The sequence below is a fragment of the Myroides sp. N17-2 genome (genome assembly GCF_002286775.1).
Lineage (GTDB): Bacteria > Bacteroidota > Bacteroidia > Flavobacteriales > Flavobacteriaceae > Flavobacterium.
The window spans coordinates 1-20,168 of sequence record NZ_NSGJ01000038.1 but is presented as its reverse complement, the minus strand read 5'-3'; the positions used below and the strand labels follow the sequence as shown (position 1 = coordinate 20,168).

The following is a 20,168-nucleotide window of genomic DNA, read 5'->3' as shown; positions in this document are numbered from 1 at the left end:
ACAAATAACCAAGGTAGTTTTATCTAAATTAAGACTATCAATATCAACACCTTAACAAATACCTAGCTGACATAATACTTCAATATCTAAATATAGTCTATGTCTAGCTCTTATAATTACAAATCACTTCTTACATCATCAATATAGTTACAAAAAAAAGCACTCCTTTCGAAGTGCTTTGTAGTATTTGGCTAACACTGATCATGGGGTTAACCTATATTTCTTTTCCATCTAAACCTACCGTCACTGTAGTCCCATTTCTACTAGCAGAAGCTTTTCCTCCACTAAATGTTCCTATAGACTCATAAGTATTTGCTTCTATTATAATCACTCCTCTCGCATTCATTACCCCCACATATCTTCCTGCGTACATTCTCACCGTATTATCACTATTATTAAAGCGATCTATCTTATCATACTTTGCTTTCGCTATTTCATTACCATCCTTATTCTTTATTCCCCATTTACCTCCTATTTCGAATGAAGCATATCCATTAAACAAGTTATCTACATCACTTACGCTACCTGGTTTAAATAATTCTGTCCCTTTAGTGTAATCAATAATCATCGGGTATCCATTTAATCTCACTTTAGACAAACCATCTCTTATCAATTTCTGATCTACCATTTCATACTTTGCTTCTACTGTTAACAGTCCCGAACTATTCACAAAACCATAAAGACCTCCTCTTATCACCCTAGCATAGCCGTCTTCACTAAATTCTGTTATACGATCATAAGTGGCAGAGATAACTTTAACTCCAAACTTATTCATAATACCCCATTGTCCATTTAGCTCAAATGGAGACACAGAAGCATTTTTGAAATCAAACTCCTTTCCATACTCGGCATCTACCACCACACTTAAGTTCTCACTAGCAAAACCATACTTACCATTTAATCCTCTTAATAAGATCACACCATTCTCATAATTAACCTTGATTTCTTTATAATTTGACTCTAACGTTTTCCCTCCATCTGTATAGAAATTAAAAAGAGGTAAATCCCCTTCTTTATCCTTACTGTCTAATATTCTATTTCTCTTAGTATCTGGTTCATTGATAAAGTAATATTTCGTTTCTAATACTTCTTTCCACTGTCTATTAATTAATCCTCTTCTACCTAACCCTGATTCTACTACAGCTTTATTGTCTTTCTCAAAGCTGAATATCTTCATATAACGATCAGCTTTAACTAATTCTACTAACGCATTACTATAAACACCTGCATAAATTCCCTTTGTTACCCTATATGTATTATCTTCTTCTAAAAGACTAATACTCGCAAAGCTTTCATTAAGCCCCTCTACTAAAGATTTATTTAACAGATTATACCTACTATCAATACTCTGAACCAAAACGTATCCATTCTTATCAAAGCTTCCAATAGCTTTATACACTGGCTCTAATACTTTATGTGTTTTTACATCAAATAACCCAATGGCATTATCCTGTCCTATTATATCATTATTAATCTGCACAAAACCATTATCATCTGTCATCTTAATATCTTTATACATCACAGGTAACACCACGTTCCACGCCTTATCAGCAAGACCCAACTTGCCATTTTGCGTAAGTCTAGTCATCCCATAAGGTAAGATATCTCCTATGTTATCATACTCTATCGGCAATACTATCTTCCAATCTTTATTAATCACTCCAAGTTTTTTATCCTTAATCACGCGGGCATATCCCTCAGCATTAAACCCTATAATATCATCATAGATAGGTTCTAACAGTACTTTGAAACTTCTATTTATGACTCCCCATTTCTCTCCTACTTTAATTCTAGCAAACCCTTGTATATCGAACTCCGTTATCTCATCATAGATAGGCTCTAACAAGACCTTGTGATTACTATCTATAAATCCCCATTTATCCCCTACGTGTAATCTAGCGTATCCCGATTTATCAAACTCAAATATCTTAAAGTCAGCTTCAAAACGAGGTGATATGATCTCTTTCCAATCTTTATTTAATAATCCCCATTTCTCTGCTAATACTACTTTATAGGTAACTTCTTTCTCATCATTAGACTCTTTTATTATATCATATTTGGGTTCTAATAATCTCCCTTCAGCATTAACCATCCCTACCTTTAAAGAATCAATTAAAAAAGCAACTCCCTTAGCATCAAACTTAGTGATACTATCGTATTTTGCCTCTGCTATTGTTTTCCACTCTTTTTTGATTAATCCACGTTTCTTAGTTTGTTCTACGATAATGTGATTTGCATTTACACCATCAGTTCCAAACTCGCGAATCTTCGTATAAGTAGGTTTTATTACCACTTTCCAATCCTTATCTACTATACCAAATTTATTCTCTGCTTCAACCTTTACATACTGCTTATCATAATACCCAAAGATTTTATCATAGACTGGCGCTACCTTTTCTTCTCCCTTTGTATTTATTACTCCGCTTTTCTCAAGCTTCACTACGGTAGCATATCCTTGTCCACTAAAATTCTCTATATCATTATAAGTAGGCGAGATAACTGACTTACCTAACATATCTATAAGCCCCCATAATTTGCTCTTCTTTACTCTAGCGATCTTGTGCTCATCAAAGTCTTTTACAGCCTCATACTGAGGTACCACTACTACTACGTTAGCCTGTGGATCTCTAAATCCCCATAATCCTCTTTCTTCAAAAGGAATTAAAACTTTAGGCTGATAGTCTGGTTTCTCTACAGGTTTTTCTTTTTTACCACCGCCATCATCGTTACTACACGAAAATGATAATACTCCAAGCAATATTAGTAAGGGAATTCTTTTCATTTATATTGTATTGTTATTTGATTATTTAAATTATAAAACATCCTCTTTCAACTAATCCAAATATAAAAAAATAAAGAATTATTTACTAATAAACACAAATCACAAACAATACAATCACAATAAACATAATTATAAATAAAAAATACAATATATTTAAAACAAAAAAGACACTATAATCAAATATTATAATGTCTTATATTGTTTGAATATTATATTTACTCTAATAAATACACACAACCACCTTACCTACAGTATTTCCACTTTTTAGTTGTAAATGTGCTTTATCCATCTCTTTAAAGTCAAAAATATGGCTAATATGAGCTCTTATAATTCCCTTTCCTAACAGATCCGCTATGATTTTCATATCTCGAGCGCTAGAATACACACACATAAAGTGACTGCCGTGTAGCTGTTTTGCCTTAGCAGCCACCTCATCCTCTTCTGTATATCCTGACGGTAGAACGACCATAGTCCCGAACTCTTTAAGCACCTTAACAGACTTCTGGAAGTTATCTCCTCCTATGGATTCTAAGACGAAGTCTATATCTGATACCTCTTCTTCAAACTTTACACTTCTATAATCGATATGCTCATCTGCGCCTAGCTCCATTACGAACTCCTTATTCTTAGCAGAGGAAGTCCCTATCACATATGCGCCTAGATACTTAGCCATCTGCACAGCATAATGCCCTACACCACCTGATGCGGCGTGTATGAGCACTTTATCATTTGGTCTTAATTTGCCATAACTCGTAAACGCTTGCCAAGCTGTTAATGCTGCTAATGTACTAGCTGCTGCCGCTTCGTGGGTTATATTACTAGGCTTTAACGCTATTTGATCTACTGAGACAGTGATGTACTCTGCATAAGCTCTACCGTGCCCTGGAAAGTTTACCATACCAAAAACAGCATCCCCTACTTTAAACTCTTGTACGTGATCTCCTATTTCCTCTATTACACCTGAAAAGTCCCAACCTAATATAATAGGATCATACTGCTCTAAGAGATTTGCAATCTCTACTTTATTTGCTCTAGTCAGAGTATCTACAGGATTTACACTTAATGCCTTTACTTTGACTAATACCTCTCCAGTTTTTAAAACAGGAATATCAATATCCTGAATTTGAAGCTTATCTACACCTCCAAATTCTTTTAACACAATTGCTTTCATATAATAATTACTTTTACACAAAAATAAACTGATACCAAGCTTAATAATAGGTACATTTTAATTATAAATCAGTATATATATGGCAAGAGAAAATATCTATCAACCTTTTGAAGTCTTCTGTGAAAAATTTGATTTTTGCCCTCTACAGAATAGATTATTTAACTTTTTTGAGTTTGTATTTGTAATATCTGGAGAAGGCTACCACATCGTTAATAATAGTAAGAATAAACTTAAGAAAGGAGATCTATATTTAATTACACCTGAAGACAAACACTCTTTTGATCTAACTAAGCAATCTGAATTCTTAGTTATACGTATTAATGACGAATATCTTAAACAGTCTAGTGCTTTAACTATTAACCATCTAGAATGTGTCCTTTATTACGCTTCACATCTATCTACTTCTATCATAACTGATGAGGAAGATAAAGAAGTAATATATCAAATAGTACAAAACTTAATCCAGAGTATACAAAACCCAAAAGCTTATAACTGTGATTTACAGAGACAATATATTAATGCCATCATGATTATCGCTACTCGTAATCTAATGCACTATACTCCTAAAAACTTAGAAACTAAGGATGAGCGTATATTAGATATCATCGCATATATCCAACAGAATATCTATGACCTAAAGCTACTCACCGCTCAGGTCATTGGAGATAAGTTTGGACTTGCGTCATCCTATATCGGCGCTTATTTTTTAAATCAATGTGGAGAAACTATGCAGCAGTATATTATCTCCTATAGACTTAAGCTGATTAAACATCGCCTACTGTTTAGCGATCTTAGAATAGGTGAAATAGCTTCTGAATTTACGTTTACAGATGAAAGTCACGCAAACAAGTTCTTTAAAAAGCACGAAACACTGAGTATGTCTGCTTTTAGAAAGACACATAAGAAAATATAGTGTTTTTTATATCACAAATAGTTGTACTTTCATTTCTAGTACAACAACCTGTCATTATGAGAAGTTTATATTATATAAACCACCTCATCAAATGATTACAACTTATCACATTTAAAAGAAATTATGAAAAACAAAATCAATTGGCAAAGAATAGGGATAATCACGAGTACGATTATCTTCTTTATCGTAGCCATAACCTTTGAAATATTTGAGCTTGCTTCCCTACCAGGTCAATTCTTTGGTACCTTACTAGGGGTAGTAATTACAGCTATTATCACGGTATTATTACTTCAAGGACAGACTAAAAGTGAGGAGTCGAGAGAACGCCACTTACTTGTATTCGAGAAGAAACAGGAAGTATTCTTTCAGTTCTTAACTCAACTAAATACTATCCTTCAGCGTGAGTCTTTAAGCCCTGGATTATCTAATGGAAAGAAGATAGAGAAAGAAGTGAATAATTTACACGATCTTATTTTTGAGTTTGGATTCTTACAGATGCATACCTCAGCAGAGACCTTCGATAAAATACTCGTACACGTAGGTAATCTTATGACAGAAAGTAAACAAATCAAAATAGCAGAGAACCAATCTATAGATAAAGTAGAGAAGTATTACTTAGTACTAACTACTGATTTCTTCTCTATCGTATCCCTGCTAAAACACGAATTATACAACGAATTTAGCCCTCATATAGACAAAGCTAAACTAGATAGAATCATCAAGCTATCTTTTTAAAAACAAGAAAGCGAATCTAGAAGTTAGATTCGCTTTCTTATTTTTGGGTTAAAAGAGTTTCTTCCAAAATCCCTTATTATATTACAACAACTCTTCTTCCGACTATACAATCAACTATTAAGCTACTGAACACTTCTGTTAAGGCTATGAATAACAAATTCATATTATTAAAACATCACGAGTCTATTATTCCTCTTTTACATTAACTACTAAGTCAGTACGAATAGATTTACCAAAGTCTTTAACCCAGCCTTCATACGCCAAATTATTCAAGATATGTTGTGCTTTTTTTACTGAATTAGTGTTCATAATCTTACAATTTTCGAATTCATATTCTTCTAATAAATCCTTCATCTCTTCTATAAAAACACCATACGCAACTACCTTAAGCTCTTCGGTTCTCTTAAACCACCTCCAACGCTCTACTAAAACAAAGACATAATCTACCTTAGGCAATATAGATGGTAGCTCCCTTATCCAAGCAGCACCAGTACATAACTTATCTTCTTTAAATGTTTTATAAAAGAACATTTTAGGTACATTATAGTTGTCCCCTAAAGTATCCTGAAACTCCTCTAAACGTAAATTATATTCATAAAAGTAATTAGACTTATCTATGGGATAATAATTTAAATTATACTCTTTAAAATAATTTGATGAGATTGAAGCATTTCTTGTTGACCAGTCCTTATACAGTTCTTCCTCACTATACTTAACTGGTAGCTCTTCTTCAGATGGACTCTGAGGATTATATATGTATAAATCTAAATCATTAATAAACTGATTAACAAAATTAAACGAAGCAAAACCAAAGAAATCAGGTCTTATAAAATTTAAACTAAAACTAATATTAATAGATTCAAAACCTTCAAACTCATCATCCTCTCCTTCGCTATCATCTATATTTTCTGTGTTTTCAAAAAAGAAGTAAGCCTCTGTAGCTCCTACTTCCGCATACCAACAACTTCCATTCTCATTTAAATTTAAATGTTCAGTCAAATACCCCAATACATCATCTCCTGATAAAGTACTTTCCTTTCGTTTAAAAAACTTCAAATCATAAGCCATAATTACCAATTTATATTCAATACCATAAATATAACACAACAATCTATAATAAAATAACACTATTCAAACCAAAAAAAAAGCCACATCTATCGATGTGGCCCTCGGTTAAAAAGTAGTAAAAATTCATAGGTAATTACTTACCTAAACACTTTAGTCTATCAGCATCTCATTCTATACATTGGTATGGGTAATGTAATAGTAACTCCCAAATTAGCATATTGATGAGTTACCTATAAAATGAGCTGTTTTAAAAACTTAAAGTTAGCTACATCGAATGCTCGAAAAAATGAACACTTAAACAAAACTCAATGCCTGAGTCACTCGATTAGCAATTATATAAATAGAAAAAAATTACTCTCTCCAGCCCCCTCCTAATGCTCTATAAAGCTTAACAACAGACTGCCATTCTAATAACTGGTCGTTGCTATGTGCTAACTGAGCATACAGATGAGCTTGTTCAGATGTTAGTACATCTGTATAATTCGTAGACGAGTGATACACTAACAATTTCTTCGTGTAATCAACTGCTAAAGCCAACTTATCGACCTGCTGTTGTCTCATTGCTAATTGTTCTCCTGCCATCTGGTAAGCGTATAAAGCATCCGACACCTCTTGCCCTGCTACTAACATTGTCTTTTGAAAATTATGTGCCTTCTCTTGATAACTCGCTTTCGCTACCTCTAATCTCGTTTTGTTTAATCTCTTGTTGAATATAGGCTGTAATAGTCCACCTGCTATATTAGCAAAGAATCCTGTCGAACTAAACCAATCCTTAAACTCATAACTTGAGAATCCCGCTCCACCTGTTATTGTCAATGCTGGATAGAACGCTCTCTTCGCTACATTCACATCTTCGAAGTAAGCCGCTAATTCATACTCAGCTGCCATTACATCAGGTCTGTTTTGTAACAAGCTTGCAGGCACACCAATACTAGGCTCTATAGGCAAAGCTTGATTACCTAACACTCCTCTATCTATCGTACCTACTGACTTCCCTAACAATACACTTAAGGCATTCTCTACCTCTCTTATACTGCGTTTTACTCCTGGTAGTGTAGCCTCAGCATCATAGTAGTTCGCCTCGCTCTGTACTACAGCAGCCCCCGTTACTACGTTTGATTCCTTCAGCTTTTGCATTGTCTGCACATCTATCTTGCGGTTCGCTATTGTCTTTTCAATAATAGTCTGTTGCTGATCTAACGCTAATAACTGATAATAATACTCCGCTATCTGAGCCACTATCTGTGTCTGTACGGCTTTTTGTCCTGCTTCAGACTGTAATAATCGATAAGCAGCGGCACGTTTACCACTTGCTAACTTTCCCCAAATATCGATCTCCCAAGACGTATTAGCGAATATATCATACTGTGTTGCATTCTCTACAAAGCCAAAGCCCTGCGGATATGCTAAACGAGATCTTTTAACTCCTCCACCTACACTTAAGTCAGGTAAGAAAGCAGCCTTAGACTGTTTAAGCATAGACTCAGCAATTTGCAGACGGGCTATCCCCATCTTTAAGTCTAAGTTATTCTCAATTCCCTCTGTTATTAGGGCTTGTAGTTGCGCATCTTTAAACAGAGATTGCCAAGGCATCATCCCCATACTCAACGTATCGCCTTCTTTTGCCTCTCGATATAGCTCCTGAGGTGCTGTATCTTGTTGGTGATAACGAGTAGTAGATTGACACGATGCCAACATACCTACCACTAATACACCTATATATATATTATATGTCCATTTCATTATTGTTCTGATTTATCATTCTGACCTAAATCGTATTCTTTCAAACTTCTAAAGGCTTAATAAAAAGCTTTTACAACACTCTATCCTCTCTAAAAACCAATTAATCTAAAACTCCCAAAATGAATAGTCTACCTCAACTAATTAATCTTGCGAAGCTCTAACTAAAGCTTTTACAACACCATACCCTTCCTAAAAACCAACTAACCTAAAGCTCCCCAAATGACTAGTCTATCTCAACTAATTAATCTTGCGAAGCCCTCTTGGCCTTAACGAAAAAGCGAGTGTCAATAGATGCAAATTCTGCAAAACAAAATTCTGTTTGAGCGCCAGCGAGTTAATTTTGTTTAAGAATTTGTATCGTAATTGACCGCTTTGGAATTACAGCCTTGATTTTTTTGCTTTACTTTTTTTATCAAGAAAAAAAGTAAAAGAATAACCGCGTAGCGAAAAACTATACGTTTTATAAAATGTAGGTACGCTCTCACATACCTACACTATCACTTACTCTATTTCCTCTTCTATAACAGGTGCTCCACTGATCTTCTCTTGTAAAGCCTGGAATACAATAAATAAAGACGGAATAACTAATACCCCGATTATTGTACCGATTAACATTCCTCCTACTGCTGCAGTACCAATTGATTTATTACTCAATGCACCCGCTCCACTTGCCATCATCAAAGGCAATAATCCAAAAATGAACGCAAAGGATGTCATCAAGATTGGTCTTAGACGGATACGTGCTCCCTCTATCGCCGCATCTGCTATAGACTGTCCTGACTGTCGTCGCTGCAAGGCAAACTCTACGATCAGAATAGCGTTCTTTGCTAATAAACCAATCAACATAATCAAACTAATCTGTAAGAAGATATTGTTTTCTATTCCGAAGATCTTAGCGAAGATGAATGCTCCTGCTAACCCTATCGGCAACGAGAACAATACTGCCAATGGCAAGATATAACTCTTAAACTGCGCACTTAATAAGAAGTACACAAATAAGATCGATAGAATGAAGATAATCACCGTCTGATTACCACTACCACTCTCTTCTCTTGACAATCCTGAATACTCAAACCCATATCCCTTTGGCAAGGTCTGAGCAGCTACTTCTTCTATCGCACGGATAGCATCACCCGAACTATAGCCTGCATTAGGACTACCGTTAACAAAGGCTGAATTAAACAAGTTAAAACGTGTCAAGAACTCCGGACTGTATACTTTCTTCAAATCAATGAACGTTGTAATAGGAGACATTACTCCCTTGTCGTTCTTCACATACAGTCTATCGATCGCTTCTTTATTCTCTCTAAAGTCAGGAGCAGCCTGTATAACTACTTTATATTGTTTACCGAATCGGTTAAAATTAGTTGCATAGATACCTCCTAAATACCCTTGTAGCGTAGTTAATACCTCCGTTACACTCACACCCGCTTCTTTAGCTTTCGCTACGTTTACAGATACTTCATACTGTGGGAAGTTAGTATTAAACGAAGAAGTCGCATACATAATTTCAGGACGTTGGTTTAACGCTCCTAAGAACCCACCGATAGCTTCCTCGAACTTCTTATAATCTCCACCTGTCTTGTCTTGTAGTTGTACTTCAAAACCTGAGCTGTTACCAAAACCTTGTAAGGTAGGTGCAGCGAAGAATACGATATTTGCATCTTTAATATGTGCAGTCTTGGCGAATAATTGCTCTACTACTTTATGAATATTTTGCTCTGGATTAGGGCGTTCTTTCCAATGTTTCAATTTAATAAACTCTACAGCATACGAACTACCATTACCACTGAAGAAGTCCATCCCTGCTAATCGAGAGGTAAACTTGACTTCTGGTATGCTCATCGCGATACTGTCTATCTGATTAGAGATACGCTCTGTCTCTTCTAATGAAGTAGAGGGAGCAAGAATAATATTACCATAGATAGAAGCACTATCTTCATTAGGTACAAATCCTGTTGGCGTAGTTTTCGTCAAGAAGACAAACACAGCCCCAAAAACAACAATACTTCCTAGTGACAACCATTTGTTCTTATTTAAGAAGCCTAATACGCCTACATAGCGGTTAGTCATCTTGTCAAAAGAACTATTAAATGCTACCTTAAACCTATTGACAAAACCTCTTTTCTCGTGATGTACACCTGACTCAGGTTTAAGCATTATCGCACATAAGGCAGGGCTCAAAGTCAAGGCATTAATAGCCGAAATCAAAATAGCTACGGCTAACGTAATACCAAATTCTTTATAGAATACTCCTACTGATCCATTGATAAACGTCACAGGTACGAATACTGCCGACATCACTAAAGTAATAGAGATAATTGCTGTACTCAACTCACTCATCGCACTGATAGTTGCCTTTTTTGCACTCTCTGCTCCTTCATAAAGCTTGGCATGTACTGCCTCAACTACGATAATAGCATCATCCACTACGATACCAATAGACAGCACCAAAGCAAATAGTGTCAATAAGTTAATAGAGAATCCAAACAAGTTTAAGAAAAAGAACGTACCTACGATAGCTACTGGCACTGCAATAGCGGGTATCAATGTAGAACGCCAATCTTGTAAGAATACTAATACAACTATAAACACTAATATGAACGCTTCTATCAACGTCATAATCAACTTATCAATAGATGCTAATAAAAAGTCATTTGAGTTAGCATATACTTCAAACTTCGCCCCTGCAGGCAAGTCTTTCTCTGCTTCTGCTAACAGCGCCTCACACTGTTTAATAATCTCGTGAGCATTAGACCCCGCTACCTGGTTAACAGCGATATAAGTACCGTGCTGTTTAAACGTAGTCATTGACATCGCATACGAGTAAGCTCCTAAGTCTATCTCTGCCACATCACTAAGGCGAAGTATCTTACCTGTACCGTTAGATCGGATGATAATATCACCGAACTCTTCAGGTGTCTCAAGGCGACCTGTATATTTAAGAGCATATTGAAAACTCTGTTTGCTGTTCTCACCCACCTTACCTGGTGCTGCTTCTACGTTTTGCTCTTGTAAGGCACGTACTACATCACTTGGCGTTAGCCCATAAGATGCCATCGCATTAGGTTTTAACCAAATACGCATACTGTACTCACGGCCTCCATAGATAGCCGCATCTCCTACTCCGTTAATACGCTTAATCTTAGGCAATAGATTAATACGAGCGTAGTTCTCTAAGAACGCCTGATCATATCTACTATCCGAACTATACATTAAGAAACTGAATATCTCACTACTCAATCGCTTTGTCGTTGTCACCCCTTGCTTAATCACCTCCTCCGGCAGTTGACTCATCGCCTGACTCACACGGTTCTGCACATTCACAGCTGCCATATCAGCATCTGCCCCTTGTGTAAACGTAACAGTGATTACAGCCGACCCATCATTACTCGCCTTAGAGTTCATATAAGCCATATTCTCTACCCCGTTAATCTGTTCTTCTAACGGGATAATCACACTCTTCATCACTGCCTCAGCATTTGCCCCTTGATAATTAGCGGTCACCTGTACTGTCGGTGGCGCTATCTCAGGATACTGTGTAATCGGCAATGAATACAATCCTAATAACCCAAGTATCACGATGATAATAGATATCACAGTAGATAACACAGGGTTCTCTATAAATCTTCTTAGCATATCTCTTCTCCCTTACATTTTAATCTTAGTTCCTTCTCTCAGTCCACCTATATCAGCACTTACGATCTTATCTCCCGATTTAAGTCCTTTAGTGACTACGAAATATTGACTATTCGGAACTTTCTCTAACACACTAATCTCGGTACTCTTCACTACACCTGTAGCATCTGCCACGTATACAAAGCGTTTACCCTGTACTTCGAATGTTGCTTTCTGAGGAACGAGGATAGCACTTGCTACTTCTTCATATACACGGATAGTAGCACTGTTCCCACTGCGCAGTAGCCCTTGTGGATTAGTGAATATCGCTCTAAAGTTCACACTACCCGTCTGCGGATCTACTTGCCCACTCACTGTGTTAATCTTTCCTTTTTGATTGTATTCACTGCCATTTGCTAAGATTAATGTTACCTCCTGAAGGCTTGCTAATCGCTGTTGCATTGTTTGCTCTCCATTTTTTTGCATAAAGTCAATAAACTCTTTTTCGTTCATCGAGAAGTACGCATTGATACTACTAATTTCGGATACTGTAGTTAATGCTTCAGGAGAAGCACTACTTACTAAAGCTCCTACTTTATAAGGGATCAGCCCTATCACTCCATCAAAAGGAGCTACTACTTGCGTGTATCCCACATTAGCCTGTGCGTTATTTAAATTTGCTTTGCTTTGTGCTAACTGAGCCTCCTTACTTCGCTGTGCATATTCTGCCGACTCTAATTCATAATTACTGATAATTCCCTCTTTCACTAACGGCTTCGCTTTCGCTACCTGCATACGCGCATTATTTAATTCTGCCTCCGCATTCTTAATAGACGCTACCGCAGCCATACTCTCTTCGTGATATTGAGGAGCGTATATTTTGAATAAGGGCTGCCCTTTCTTCACTGTTTGCCCCTCGTCTACATAGATCGCTTCTACGAACCCGTCTATCTTCGGACGCATCTCTACGTCTTTGATTCCTTGTAGTACTACGGGGTAATCTGTAAATAAATTGGCTTTTTCTGTTTTCACAGACAGGACAGGATACTGCTCAGCAGGCCCCTCAGCTCCCCATTCTCCCTCTTGTTTTTTATCTTGACACGCCCATAATAAGGCTATTGCAGTAAGACCTAAAAAAGTAGATGTTTTTTTCATCTCTAATTATTTATTAAATATTGAACTATTGCGTTACTAGTGATAATACCTTTTTTTAACGTAGCAAAAGTATTCGCTAAAGGTTCGAAGTGAAAGGGCTAAAAAGTAGCAATTTTAGTCAAAAGGTAAGATTATAGAAATCAAGATGGCTCTTACCTAAGTACTAATAGCGTGATTATTCCGTTCTAAATCATATCGTTTAGGTATATGTACGCTACTTACGTATAGGTATTTCACGAATAACATTCTATTGCAAAAGTCCTCCTATCAAGAAGAACAGACAAGCCCAATAACTCGGTATAGATGTTCAATATGTCGGTTTTGTAAACTTTAACTATAATCATTCTAAATACTTAATATTTAGCCAATAAGTAAGTTATAATCATTTAGATACATAGTTCTTTATTGCCTTCTTAGAACAAAAAAGCATAACATTAGAAGAACCTTATAGAATATTATCTATAAAGTATGGCGATACGCAGTTGGATTGATTCCACTATATTTTTTAAAGTATTTACCGAAGGTACTCTGGTCACTGAAGTGCAGTATCTCAGTGATAGTTCCGATAGATAGGTTCTTATCTTGAAGCAAAATCTTTGCCTCTAAGATAACTTGGTTTTGTATCCATTCACTTGCCGTTAGTCCTGTCTCTGAAGAAATGACGTGACTTAGGTATTTGGGGTGTATGTTTAGATAATCAGCATAATACTGTACACTTCTTTGTTCTTTACATTGTTTGCCAACAGCTTCTCTAAAACGAAGAGCAAGGTTGTGAAGATGCTTAGTAGCATTGCCATATTTCTCATAGAGATAAGCCACCTCATTGACCATACTGTACACCACACCACGTATTACCTCAGCGTGAAATGGACTAGCCGAATCATAGTTCAAATCAATCACCTTAAACATCGTCTCAAAACGATCAAACTCTAAGGGGCTTAACTGAGTCACACATCCCCCTAAACTTGACAAATCAGAGAATGAAGTCAACACATTACTCTCCACTAATTTGTCTTGCAGAAAGTCTTCTGAGAAGAGTATAGTTTTCATCTCATAGTTAGTACCAGCCTTATCCCAACGTTTAATTGAAATAGTATCTGCAAAAATAATAGCAGGTCCCGTAATCGTGTATTCCGTCAGATCAATATAGAAGGTAATTTCCCCTGACTCTAATAGTCCTATCCCATAATAATTAGAGCGATAAGGCTCAGCAGGATAGTAATTCGTATTAATAAATGGCATATAGATATAGCGATCCCTTGTCTCGAATTCTTCAAAACTATCTTTTAATCGCTCTAATGTTTCCCATTTTATATTCTTCATATCTACTAAACTACAAGGCAAATATAATCTTCAATCTCCGAGTATTTTATTTGTATTTTCTCTTTTTACTACCAACAGTGATTCTCTATCACTCAGAAACAAATAGCACTAACAGTCTACTTTTTTCCTTTTAGCAATACTACTTACCCCATCTACTCTCTTAAAAACTCACTCTATCTTTTTTTGTTTTTTGGTTCAAAACAACTTCTTTAGACCTCTTTTAGTAGTTTATTCCACTTCTTTTATTACTAATCCCTTCCTAAATCAACTAAATAATGCACAATACCAAAAAAAATACTTCACTTTTTTTTCACCAAAAATCAACACAAACACTTACTAATAAACACAATAAACAAAATTAAAATAAAGATCACTATTGCCATATATGCATCTCATCCCTTATAAACACTACTACTAATAGCAAGTTGCTCGACTATTCGTCGAGAATACCTCGAGAATAGTCGAGTAGAAAGGCATTTTATCGAACAAATCTCCAGCTATACTTCAGTTATTATTCATTGACTTTAGAGATATTTGAGCTTGATGCAAATTTGAGTTTTGATGGGTTAACCATTACTCATTTACTTAAACCTTTCTTATGGAGGTTGGGCTGTTTGTTTTAGGTTGATTGATTATTTGTTGAGATTGGTATTATAGTTGATTTTGATAATAGATAGGGATGATAGAATACAGAGGATTATTTTTTTGCTATTTAAGGTAAAGAGTAAGTAATCTGATTATTAATCCAAAAAAAAATTATCGCTATATTTGCTTTATCGTTAACCTCAATACAAAAATTAAGAGATATGAAAACATTAGGATGGATAGGACTAGGGAATATGGGAGCTCCGATGGCTACTAATCTTTTAAAAGCTGGATACAAGGTTAACTTTTACAGAAGAGATATAACTAAATCTTCTCCATTAATTGCTTTAGGAGCAACACCTTTAGATGATATCAATAATTTTATCACGCATACAGATATCATATTCTTAACTTTACCTGATGATGCTATAGTAGAGGATATGTTTAATCAGATAGTGACTAATGATATCTCGAGAAAGGTATTTATCAACAGCAGTACAATCTCTCCTAACCTAGCAACTAATATTAGTAAAGCTATCCAACTAAAAGGTGGTCATTATCTAGATGCGCCTGTATCTGGTAGTGTGAAGCCTGCGATAGATGGAACTCTACTATTCTTAGTCGGCGGGGAAAAAGAAGTCTATGAAGGTGCTATTCCATTCTTCGAAATAATGGGAAAAAGTCACTATTACTTAGGAGAAGCAGGTAATGGTAGCAAGGCTAAACTAGCGATTAACTACTATATGGCGGTGGTAGTACAGGGACTCGCAGAGACTGTATTATTCGCTGAACAAAATGGTGTAAGCAGAGAGCTGATGACTGCGATAGTAAATGACAGTGCTTGTGGTTCTGGAATGAGCAAGATAAAGACTCCTGCCGTGATTAGCGATGAATATCCTGCTGCATTTCCACTGAAGTTTATGCTAAAAGATATCCGACTAGCACAAGATGCTGGATGGAATACAGCATTAACACAGGCGACAGAGCAGGCATATGCCAACGCTAGTGGACAAGGATTAGCAGAACAAGACTTAATGGCTGTAATCAAAGCTATTCAATAATTATATATTAATAAACCTCAATCTAATACAGATGACGCACTTACAAGAAGTAATCGAAAAAGCGTGGGACGACCGCTCACTTTTACAAGATCAAAATACTCAAAATACTATTCGTGAAGTTATAGAGCTTATTGACAGTGGTAAATTGCGTGTAGCTGAACCAAAAGGTACTGAATGGCAAATCAATGAATGGATTAAAAAAGCAGTAGTGCTATACTTCCCTATCCAAAAGATGGAAACGCTAGAAGCAGGTATCTTCGAATACCACGATAAAATGCCACTAAAAAGAAATTATGCTGAGAAAGGTATCAGAGTAGTGCCTAATGCTGTGGCTCGTCATGGAGCGTATATCTCTACAGGTGTTATCTTAATGCCATCTTATGTAAATATCGGTGCTTATGTAGATGAGGGAACGATGGTAGATACATGGGCTACTGTAGGATCATGTGCACAGATCGGTAAAAACGTTCACTTATCAGGTGGTGTAGGTATTGGTGGTGTATTAGAACCATTACAAGCGGCTCCAGTAATCATTGAAGATAATGCATTCATCGGATCTCGTTGTATCGTAGTAGAAGGTGTTCGCGTAGGTAAAGAGGCTGTATTAGGTGCTAATGTAGTACTTACAGCATCTACTAAAATTATAGATGTGACAGGAGATACTCCTGTAGAAATAAAAGGATATGTACCTGAGCGTTCAGTGGTAATCCCTGGTTCATATACTAAAAAATTTCCTGCTGGTGAATTCCAAGTACCATGTGCTTTAATCATCGGTCAGAGAAAACCATCTACAGATCTTAAGACATCATTAAATGATGCACTTAGAGAGTATAACGTAGCAGTGTAACATCCCTTAAATATATAAAATCTAAGCAGGGCACTTTAGAGTGCTCTGTTTTTTATTTATTACTAAGTTTTTTTTAAAATTCATTATGAGTAAATTATTTTCTCAAAACTGTCTCTTGTTTTTCAAGAGGTTTTTATTAATCTTCTTCTTCTACCAACTGTGTAGAATAGGTTTTTATTTCTATAATGCACATCTACTAGATCCGTGGGATTTAAAAGTCTTTATAGGCGGAGTACGTTTTGACTTAGCTGCATTAGGATTTATTAATATAGGATTTGCACTATTGCATTTATTCCCAGGTAAGTTTCAATCAAATAAAGGATATCAGAAGTTCTTATTTTATAGTTTCTTCTTGGTGAATATTTTCTTCTTATGTTTAAACTATGTAGATTACGAATACTTTAAGTTTATAGGACGTCGTAGTTCGTATGCTTTCATTACTGCTAGTGGTATGGAACAGGAGTTACCAGGTTTATTAAAAAACTTCATCTTTGACTATTGGTGGATTCCTCTATTTATGTTTTTATCTTTCTTATTCTTCTGGTTAATATACCGCAAGATTAACTTTAAGATTAAAAATAGTAGATTTAATATTAAAGATACCATCATCACTATATTAGTGGTTGGAATAATGTTGGTATTAGGTCGTGGTGGTGTTCAACCAAAACCAATACGCTTAGTAGATGCCTCTCAATACGGAGGACTTAAGAATACTGCCTTAGTATTAAACACTCCTTTCTCAGTACTTAAGACAATGGGGAAAAGTGAAAATCTAGAAGAAGTACACTTTTATACAGACACAGAATTAGATAAGATATTTAACCCTGTACAAGAGTTTAGATATGATAGTATCAACAAAAAGAACGTTGTGCTATTAATCGTAGAAAGCTTTGGTAGAGAGACTATGAATAGAGGATTAACTCCATTTATGGATTCATTAGCTCAGAACAGTCACTTCTTTGAAAATGCTTTTGCAAATGGAAAAGTATCTATAGATGCTGTACCCTCTTCAATCTCAAGTATACCTAGCTTAATGAACAGAACGTTCATATCATCTAGTTATGCGTTAAACGATGTATACACACTGCCTAAAGTACTAAAAGAATATGGGTATCATACTGCGTTCTTTCACGGAGCATTTAATGGTAGTCAGAACTTCGATCAGTATGCAAATGTAGCAGGATTTGAAGAGTATTATGGCAAGAACGAATACGAAGGTCCTGAGGCATTCGATGGTGCCTGGGGAATATTCGATGAAGAATTCTTACAATTTTATGCAAAGAAATTAGATGAGTTTAAGAAGCCTTTCTTCACTACTTTATTTACGATATCTTCACACAGTCCATATACTATCCCTGATAGATACAAAGGAAAATTCCCTAAAGGACAAGCAGATATCCACGAGTCTATCGCTTACGCTGATCATGCACTGAAGAAGTTCTTCGAAACTGCTAAGACAAAAGACTGGTATAACAATACGATATTTATCATCACAGCTGACCATACCTGTGCTGAGCCTCAAGAAGAGGAATGGAAAACGAATGTAGGTAAATTCCGCATACCTATCTTATTCTTAGCTCCTGGAGATACAAATATGACTACTGAGAAAGTTGAAAAGAACTTTCAGCAGATAGATATCTTGCCTAGTTTAATGGATTACTTACAGATAAATACTAAAGTAGTGACTTACGGTAAGTCGTATAAATCTGATAAAGATTTCGTAGTAAACTATCTTGATAACATTTATAATTACGAGAAAGGAGATTATTATCTAGCCTTTGATGGTAAGAAAACATTAGGTCTTTACAATTGGAAAAAAGATCCATTACTTAAGCAAAATCTAATGAATACAGAAGTTGCAAAGAGGAATGAAATGGAGAAATTCATTAAAGCATATATCCAATCTTTCAATCATCGAGTAAAAAATAATCAACTTACAATAAAGTAAATCATCAACAGCCTCTTGTTATTTCAAGGGGCTGTTTTGGTTTATTTCAACATCACTAATTGAATTAACAAAGTATCTTTCTTCTACTAAACTATACGCTAGACAGGTAATAATCCTTAACTAGAACACTAAAAAAATGCTAAAAGTCAAATAATTTCATTTAAAAGATATACTTTTAACCAGACGTATTAACCTAACGACGAATCGGAATAAACTACATTAACAAAATCACCTTAATTAGTTTTTTTTTAACACCTTACAAAACAAATGGCAATAAGTGGACTAGTAATAACATTTAACGAAGAGAAGAATATCGCTAAATGTATTGACGCTTTATTTCAATATTGTGATGAAGTAATCATCATAGACTCTAATAGTAAAGATAAAACTGTAGAAATAGCTGAAGCAAAAGGAGCTCAAGTATACTCTCAAGCCTTTTTAGGCGATGGACCTCAGAGAACACATGGTCTACAATATTGCAAAAATGACTGGATAATGAACTTGGATGCAGATGAGTTTCTAGACACTGATGCTTTAGAATTTATTAAAAAGAACGAATATGAAAGTAGCCAATATGATGCTTTTAAATTTAGAGTTAAAAACTTCTTAGGAGAAAAATTAATAAACTATGCTGGTTGGTATCCAGATGCTAAAGTGAGATTTTTTAATAAAAAAACTGCTCATCCTTCTGCCCATATGGCTCATCAGTATATAATAAGTACCAATGAGAAAAGTGTCAATGTACATATATTACACTATGGTTGGGAGTCTTATAAACAAGTTATTGATAAGAAAAATCAATATTCAACTTGGGCAGCACAACAGCTATATGAAAACGGCAAAAAAGTATCAGCATTTAAACCCGTTCTTAATGGATTAGTAGCGTTTATTCGTTGTTATTTCTTTAAGAAAGGATTTCTAAATGGAATAGATGGTTTAGCATTTTCTTTAATTCAATCATTCTTTTCGTTTATGAAGTATGTGAAATTAATTAGATTAAACAAGATTAGTTAAAAAAAACACTATTCAAATATCTGTTTTTTATTCTTAAACTATAACAGTTGAAACTTATTTTCTTTTATAAATCAAAAAAACATACATTTATATTTTAAAGTTTTCAGGAAAAAGCTGTATCGATTGAATACTAAGCTTTTATAGAGATAATCAAAGAAGTCAGGTAACGATTTGGTAACGGTGCTTACTGCTTTGTTTTTCAACG

The 20,168-nt window shown here is 35.3% G+C and carries 13 protein-coding genes; 6 read left to right on the top strand and 7 right to left on the bottom strand.

What is annotated here, in order from left to right:
- Positions 1-214 precede the first annotated feature (214 nt).
- Together CF599_RS14455 and CF599_RS14450 are read right to left on the bottom strand one after the other, a co-directional pair.
- Positions 215-2,782, bottom strand: coding sequence for a WG repeat-containing protein (locus CF599_RS14455; RefSeq protein WP_121966715.1), 2,568 nt, complete (start codon positions 2,780-2,782; stop codon positions 215-217).
- 220 nt (positions 2,783-3,002) lie between these two features.
- The gene (locus tag CF599_RS14450) at positions 3,003-3,953 is read right to left on the bottom strand and encodes an NADP-dependent oxidoreductase (RefSeq protein WP_121966714.1); all 951 of its coding nucleotides are present in this window, start codon (positions 3,951-3,953) and stop codon (positions 3,003-3,005) included.
- Positions 3,954-4,032: 79 nt separating this feature from the next.
- On the opposite strand from CF599_RS14450, the gene CF599_RS14445 reads away from it, so the two are divergent.
- Together CF599_RS14445 and CF599_RS14440 are read left to right on the top strand one after the other, a co-directional pair.
- Positions 4,033-4,866 (top strand): AraC family transcriptional regulator, encoded by an 834-nt coding sequence (locus tag CF599_RS14445; RefSeq protein WP_121966713.1) that lies wholly within the window; start codon positions 4,033-4,035, stop codon positions 4,864-4,866.
- A gap of 123 nt (positions 4,867-4,989) precedes the next feature.
- Positions 4,990-5,601, top strand: coding sequence for a hypothetical protein (locus tag CF599_RS14440; protein WP_121966712.1), 612 nt, complete (start codon positions 4,990-4,992; stop codon positions 5,599-5,601).
- A 186-nt stretch (positions 5,602-5,787) separates the two neighbouring features.
- Here CF599_RS14440 and CF599_RS14435 read toward each other — a convergent pair whose 3' ends face one another.
- The 5 genes from CF599_RS14435 to CF599_RS14415 all read right to left on the bottom strand — a co-directional run bounded on the left by CF599_RS14435 (position 5,788) and on the right by CF599_RS14415 (position 14,508).
- The gene (locus CF599_RS14435) at positions 5,788-6,669 is read right to left on the bottom strand and encodes a hypothetical protein (protein ID WP_121966711.1); all 882 of its coding nucleotides are present in this window, start codon (positions 6,667-6,669) and stop codon (positions 5,788-5,790) included.
- A gap of 351 nt (positions 6,670-7,020) precedes the next feature.
- Positions 7,021-8,412: an efflux transporter outer membrane subunit gene (locus CF599_RS14430; RefSeq protein ID WP_121966710.1), complete on the bottom strand. Its 1,392-nt coding sequence runs from the start codon at positions 8,410-8,412 to the stop codon at positions 7,021-7,023.
- Positions 8,413-8,913: 501 nt separating this feature from the next.
- Positions 8,914-12,051, bottom strand: coding sequence for an efflux RND transporter permease subunit (locus CF599_RS14425; RefSeq protein WP_121966709.1), 3,138 nt, complete (start codon positions 12,049-12,051; stop codon positions 8,914-8,916).
- A gap of 12 nt (positions 12,052-12,063) precedes the next feature.
- Positions 12,064-13,185, bottom strand: coding sequence for an efflux RND transporter periplasmic adaptor subunit (locus tag CF599_RS14420; protein ID WP_121966708.1), 1,122 nt, complete (start codon positions 13,183-13,185; stop codon positions 12,064-12,066).
- A gap of 459 nt (positions 13,186-13,644) precedes the next feature.
- A complete protein-coding gene (locus CF599_RS14415) occupies positions 13,645-14,508 on the bottom strand; it encodes an AraC family transcriptional regulator (RefSeq protein ID WP_121966707.1) in 864 nt (287 codons plus the stop codon).
- Between the two features lie 806 nt (positions 14,509-15,314).
- Here CF599_RS14415 and CF599_RS14410 point away from each other — a divergent pair.
- The 4 genes from CF599_RS14410 (at position 15,315) to CF599_RS14395 (ending at position 19,963) form a co-directional block, all read left to right on the top strand.
- Positions 15,315-16,154, top strand: coding sequence for an NAD(P)-dependent oxidoreductase (locus tag CF599_RS14410; protein WP_121966706.1), 840 nt, complete (start codon positions 15,315-15,317; stop codon positions 16,152-16,154).
- A gap of 31 nt (positions 16,155-16,185) precedes the next feature.
- Positions 16,186-17,001: a 2,3,4,5-tetrahydropyridine-2,6-dicarboxylate N-succinyltransferase gene (locus tag CF599_RS14405; RefSeq protein ID WP_121966705.1), complete on the top strand. Its 816-nt coding sequence runs from the start codon at positions 16,186-16,188 to the stop codon at positions 16,999-17,001.
- Between the two features lie 85 nt (positions 17,002-17,086).
- Positions 17,087-18,949 (top strand): LTA synthase family protein, encoded by a 1,863-nt coding sequence (locus CF599_RS14400; protein WP_121966704.1) that lies wholly within the window; start codon positions 17,087-17,089, stop codon positions 18,947-18,949.
- A 267-nt stretch (positions 18,950-19,216) separates the two neighbouring features.
- Positions 19,217-19,963, top strand: coding sequence for a glycosyltransferase family 2 protein (locus CF599_RS14395; RefSeq protein ID WP_121966703.1), 747 nt, complete (start codon positions 19,217-19,219; stop codon positions 19,961-19,963).
- The last annotated feature ends 205 nt before the right edge of the window (positions 19,964-20,168 follow it).

Coding starts and splice junctions, on each gene's coding strand:
- CF599_RS14455 (WP_121966715.1), bottom strand. CDS start 2,782: ATGAAAAGAATTCCCTTACTAATATTGCTTGGAGTATTATCATTTTCG.
- CF599_RS14450 (WP_121966714.1), bottom strand. CDS start 3,953: ATGAAAGCAATTGTGTTAAAAGAATTTGGAGGTGTAGATAAGCTTCAA.
- CF599_RS14445 (WP_121966713.1), top strand. CDS start 4,033: ATGGCAAGAGAAAATATCTATCAACCTTTTGAAGTCTTCTGTGAAAAA.
- CF599_RS14440 (WP_121966712.1), top strand. CDS start 4,990: ATGAAAAACAAAATCAATTGGCAAAGAATAGGGATAATCACGAGTACG.
- CF599_RS14435 (WP_121966711.1), bottom strand. CDS start 6,669: ATGGCTTATGATTTGAAGTTTTTTAAACGAAAGGAAAGTACTTTATCA.
- CF599_RS14430 (WP_121966710.1), bottom strand. CDS start 8,412: ATGAAATGGACATATAATATATATATAGGTGTATTAGTGGTAGGTATG.
- CF599_RS14425 (WP_121966709.1), bottom strand. CDS start 12,051: ATGCTAAGAAGATTTATAGAGAACCCTGTGTTATCTACTGTGATATCT.
- CF599_RS14420 (WP_121966708.1), bottom strand. CDS start 13,185: ATGAAAAAAACATCTACTTTTTTAGGTCTTACTGCAATAGCCTTATTA.
- CF599_RS14415 (WP_121966707.1), bottom strand. CDS start 14,508: ATGAAGAATATAAAATGGGAAACATTAGAGCGATTAAAAGATAGTTTT.
- CF599_RS14410 (WP_121966706.1), top strand. CDS start 15,315: ATGAAAACATTAGGATGGATAGGACTAGGGAATATGGGAGCTCCGATG.
- CF599_RS14405 (WP_121966705.1), top strand. CDS start 16,186: ATGACGCACTTACAAGAAGTAATCGAAAAAGCGTGGGACGACCGCTCA.
- CF599_RS14400 (WP_121966704.1), top strand. CDS start 17,087: ATGAGTAAATTATTTTCTCAAAACTGTCTCTTGTTTTTCAAGAGGTTT.
- CF599_RS14395 (WP_121966703.1), top strand. CDS start 19,217: ATGGCAATAAGTGGACTAGTAATAACATTTAACGAAGAGAAGAATATC.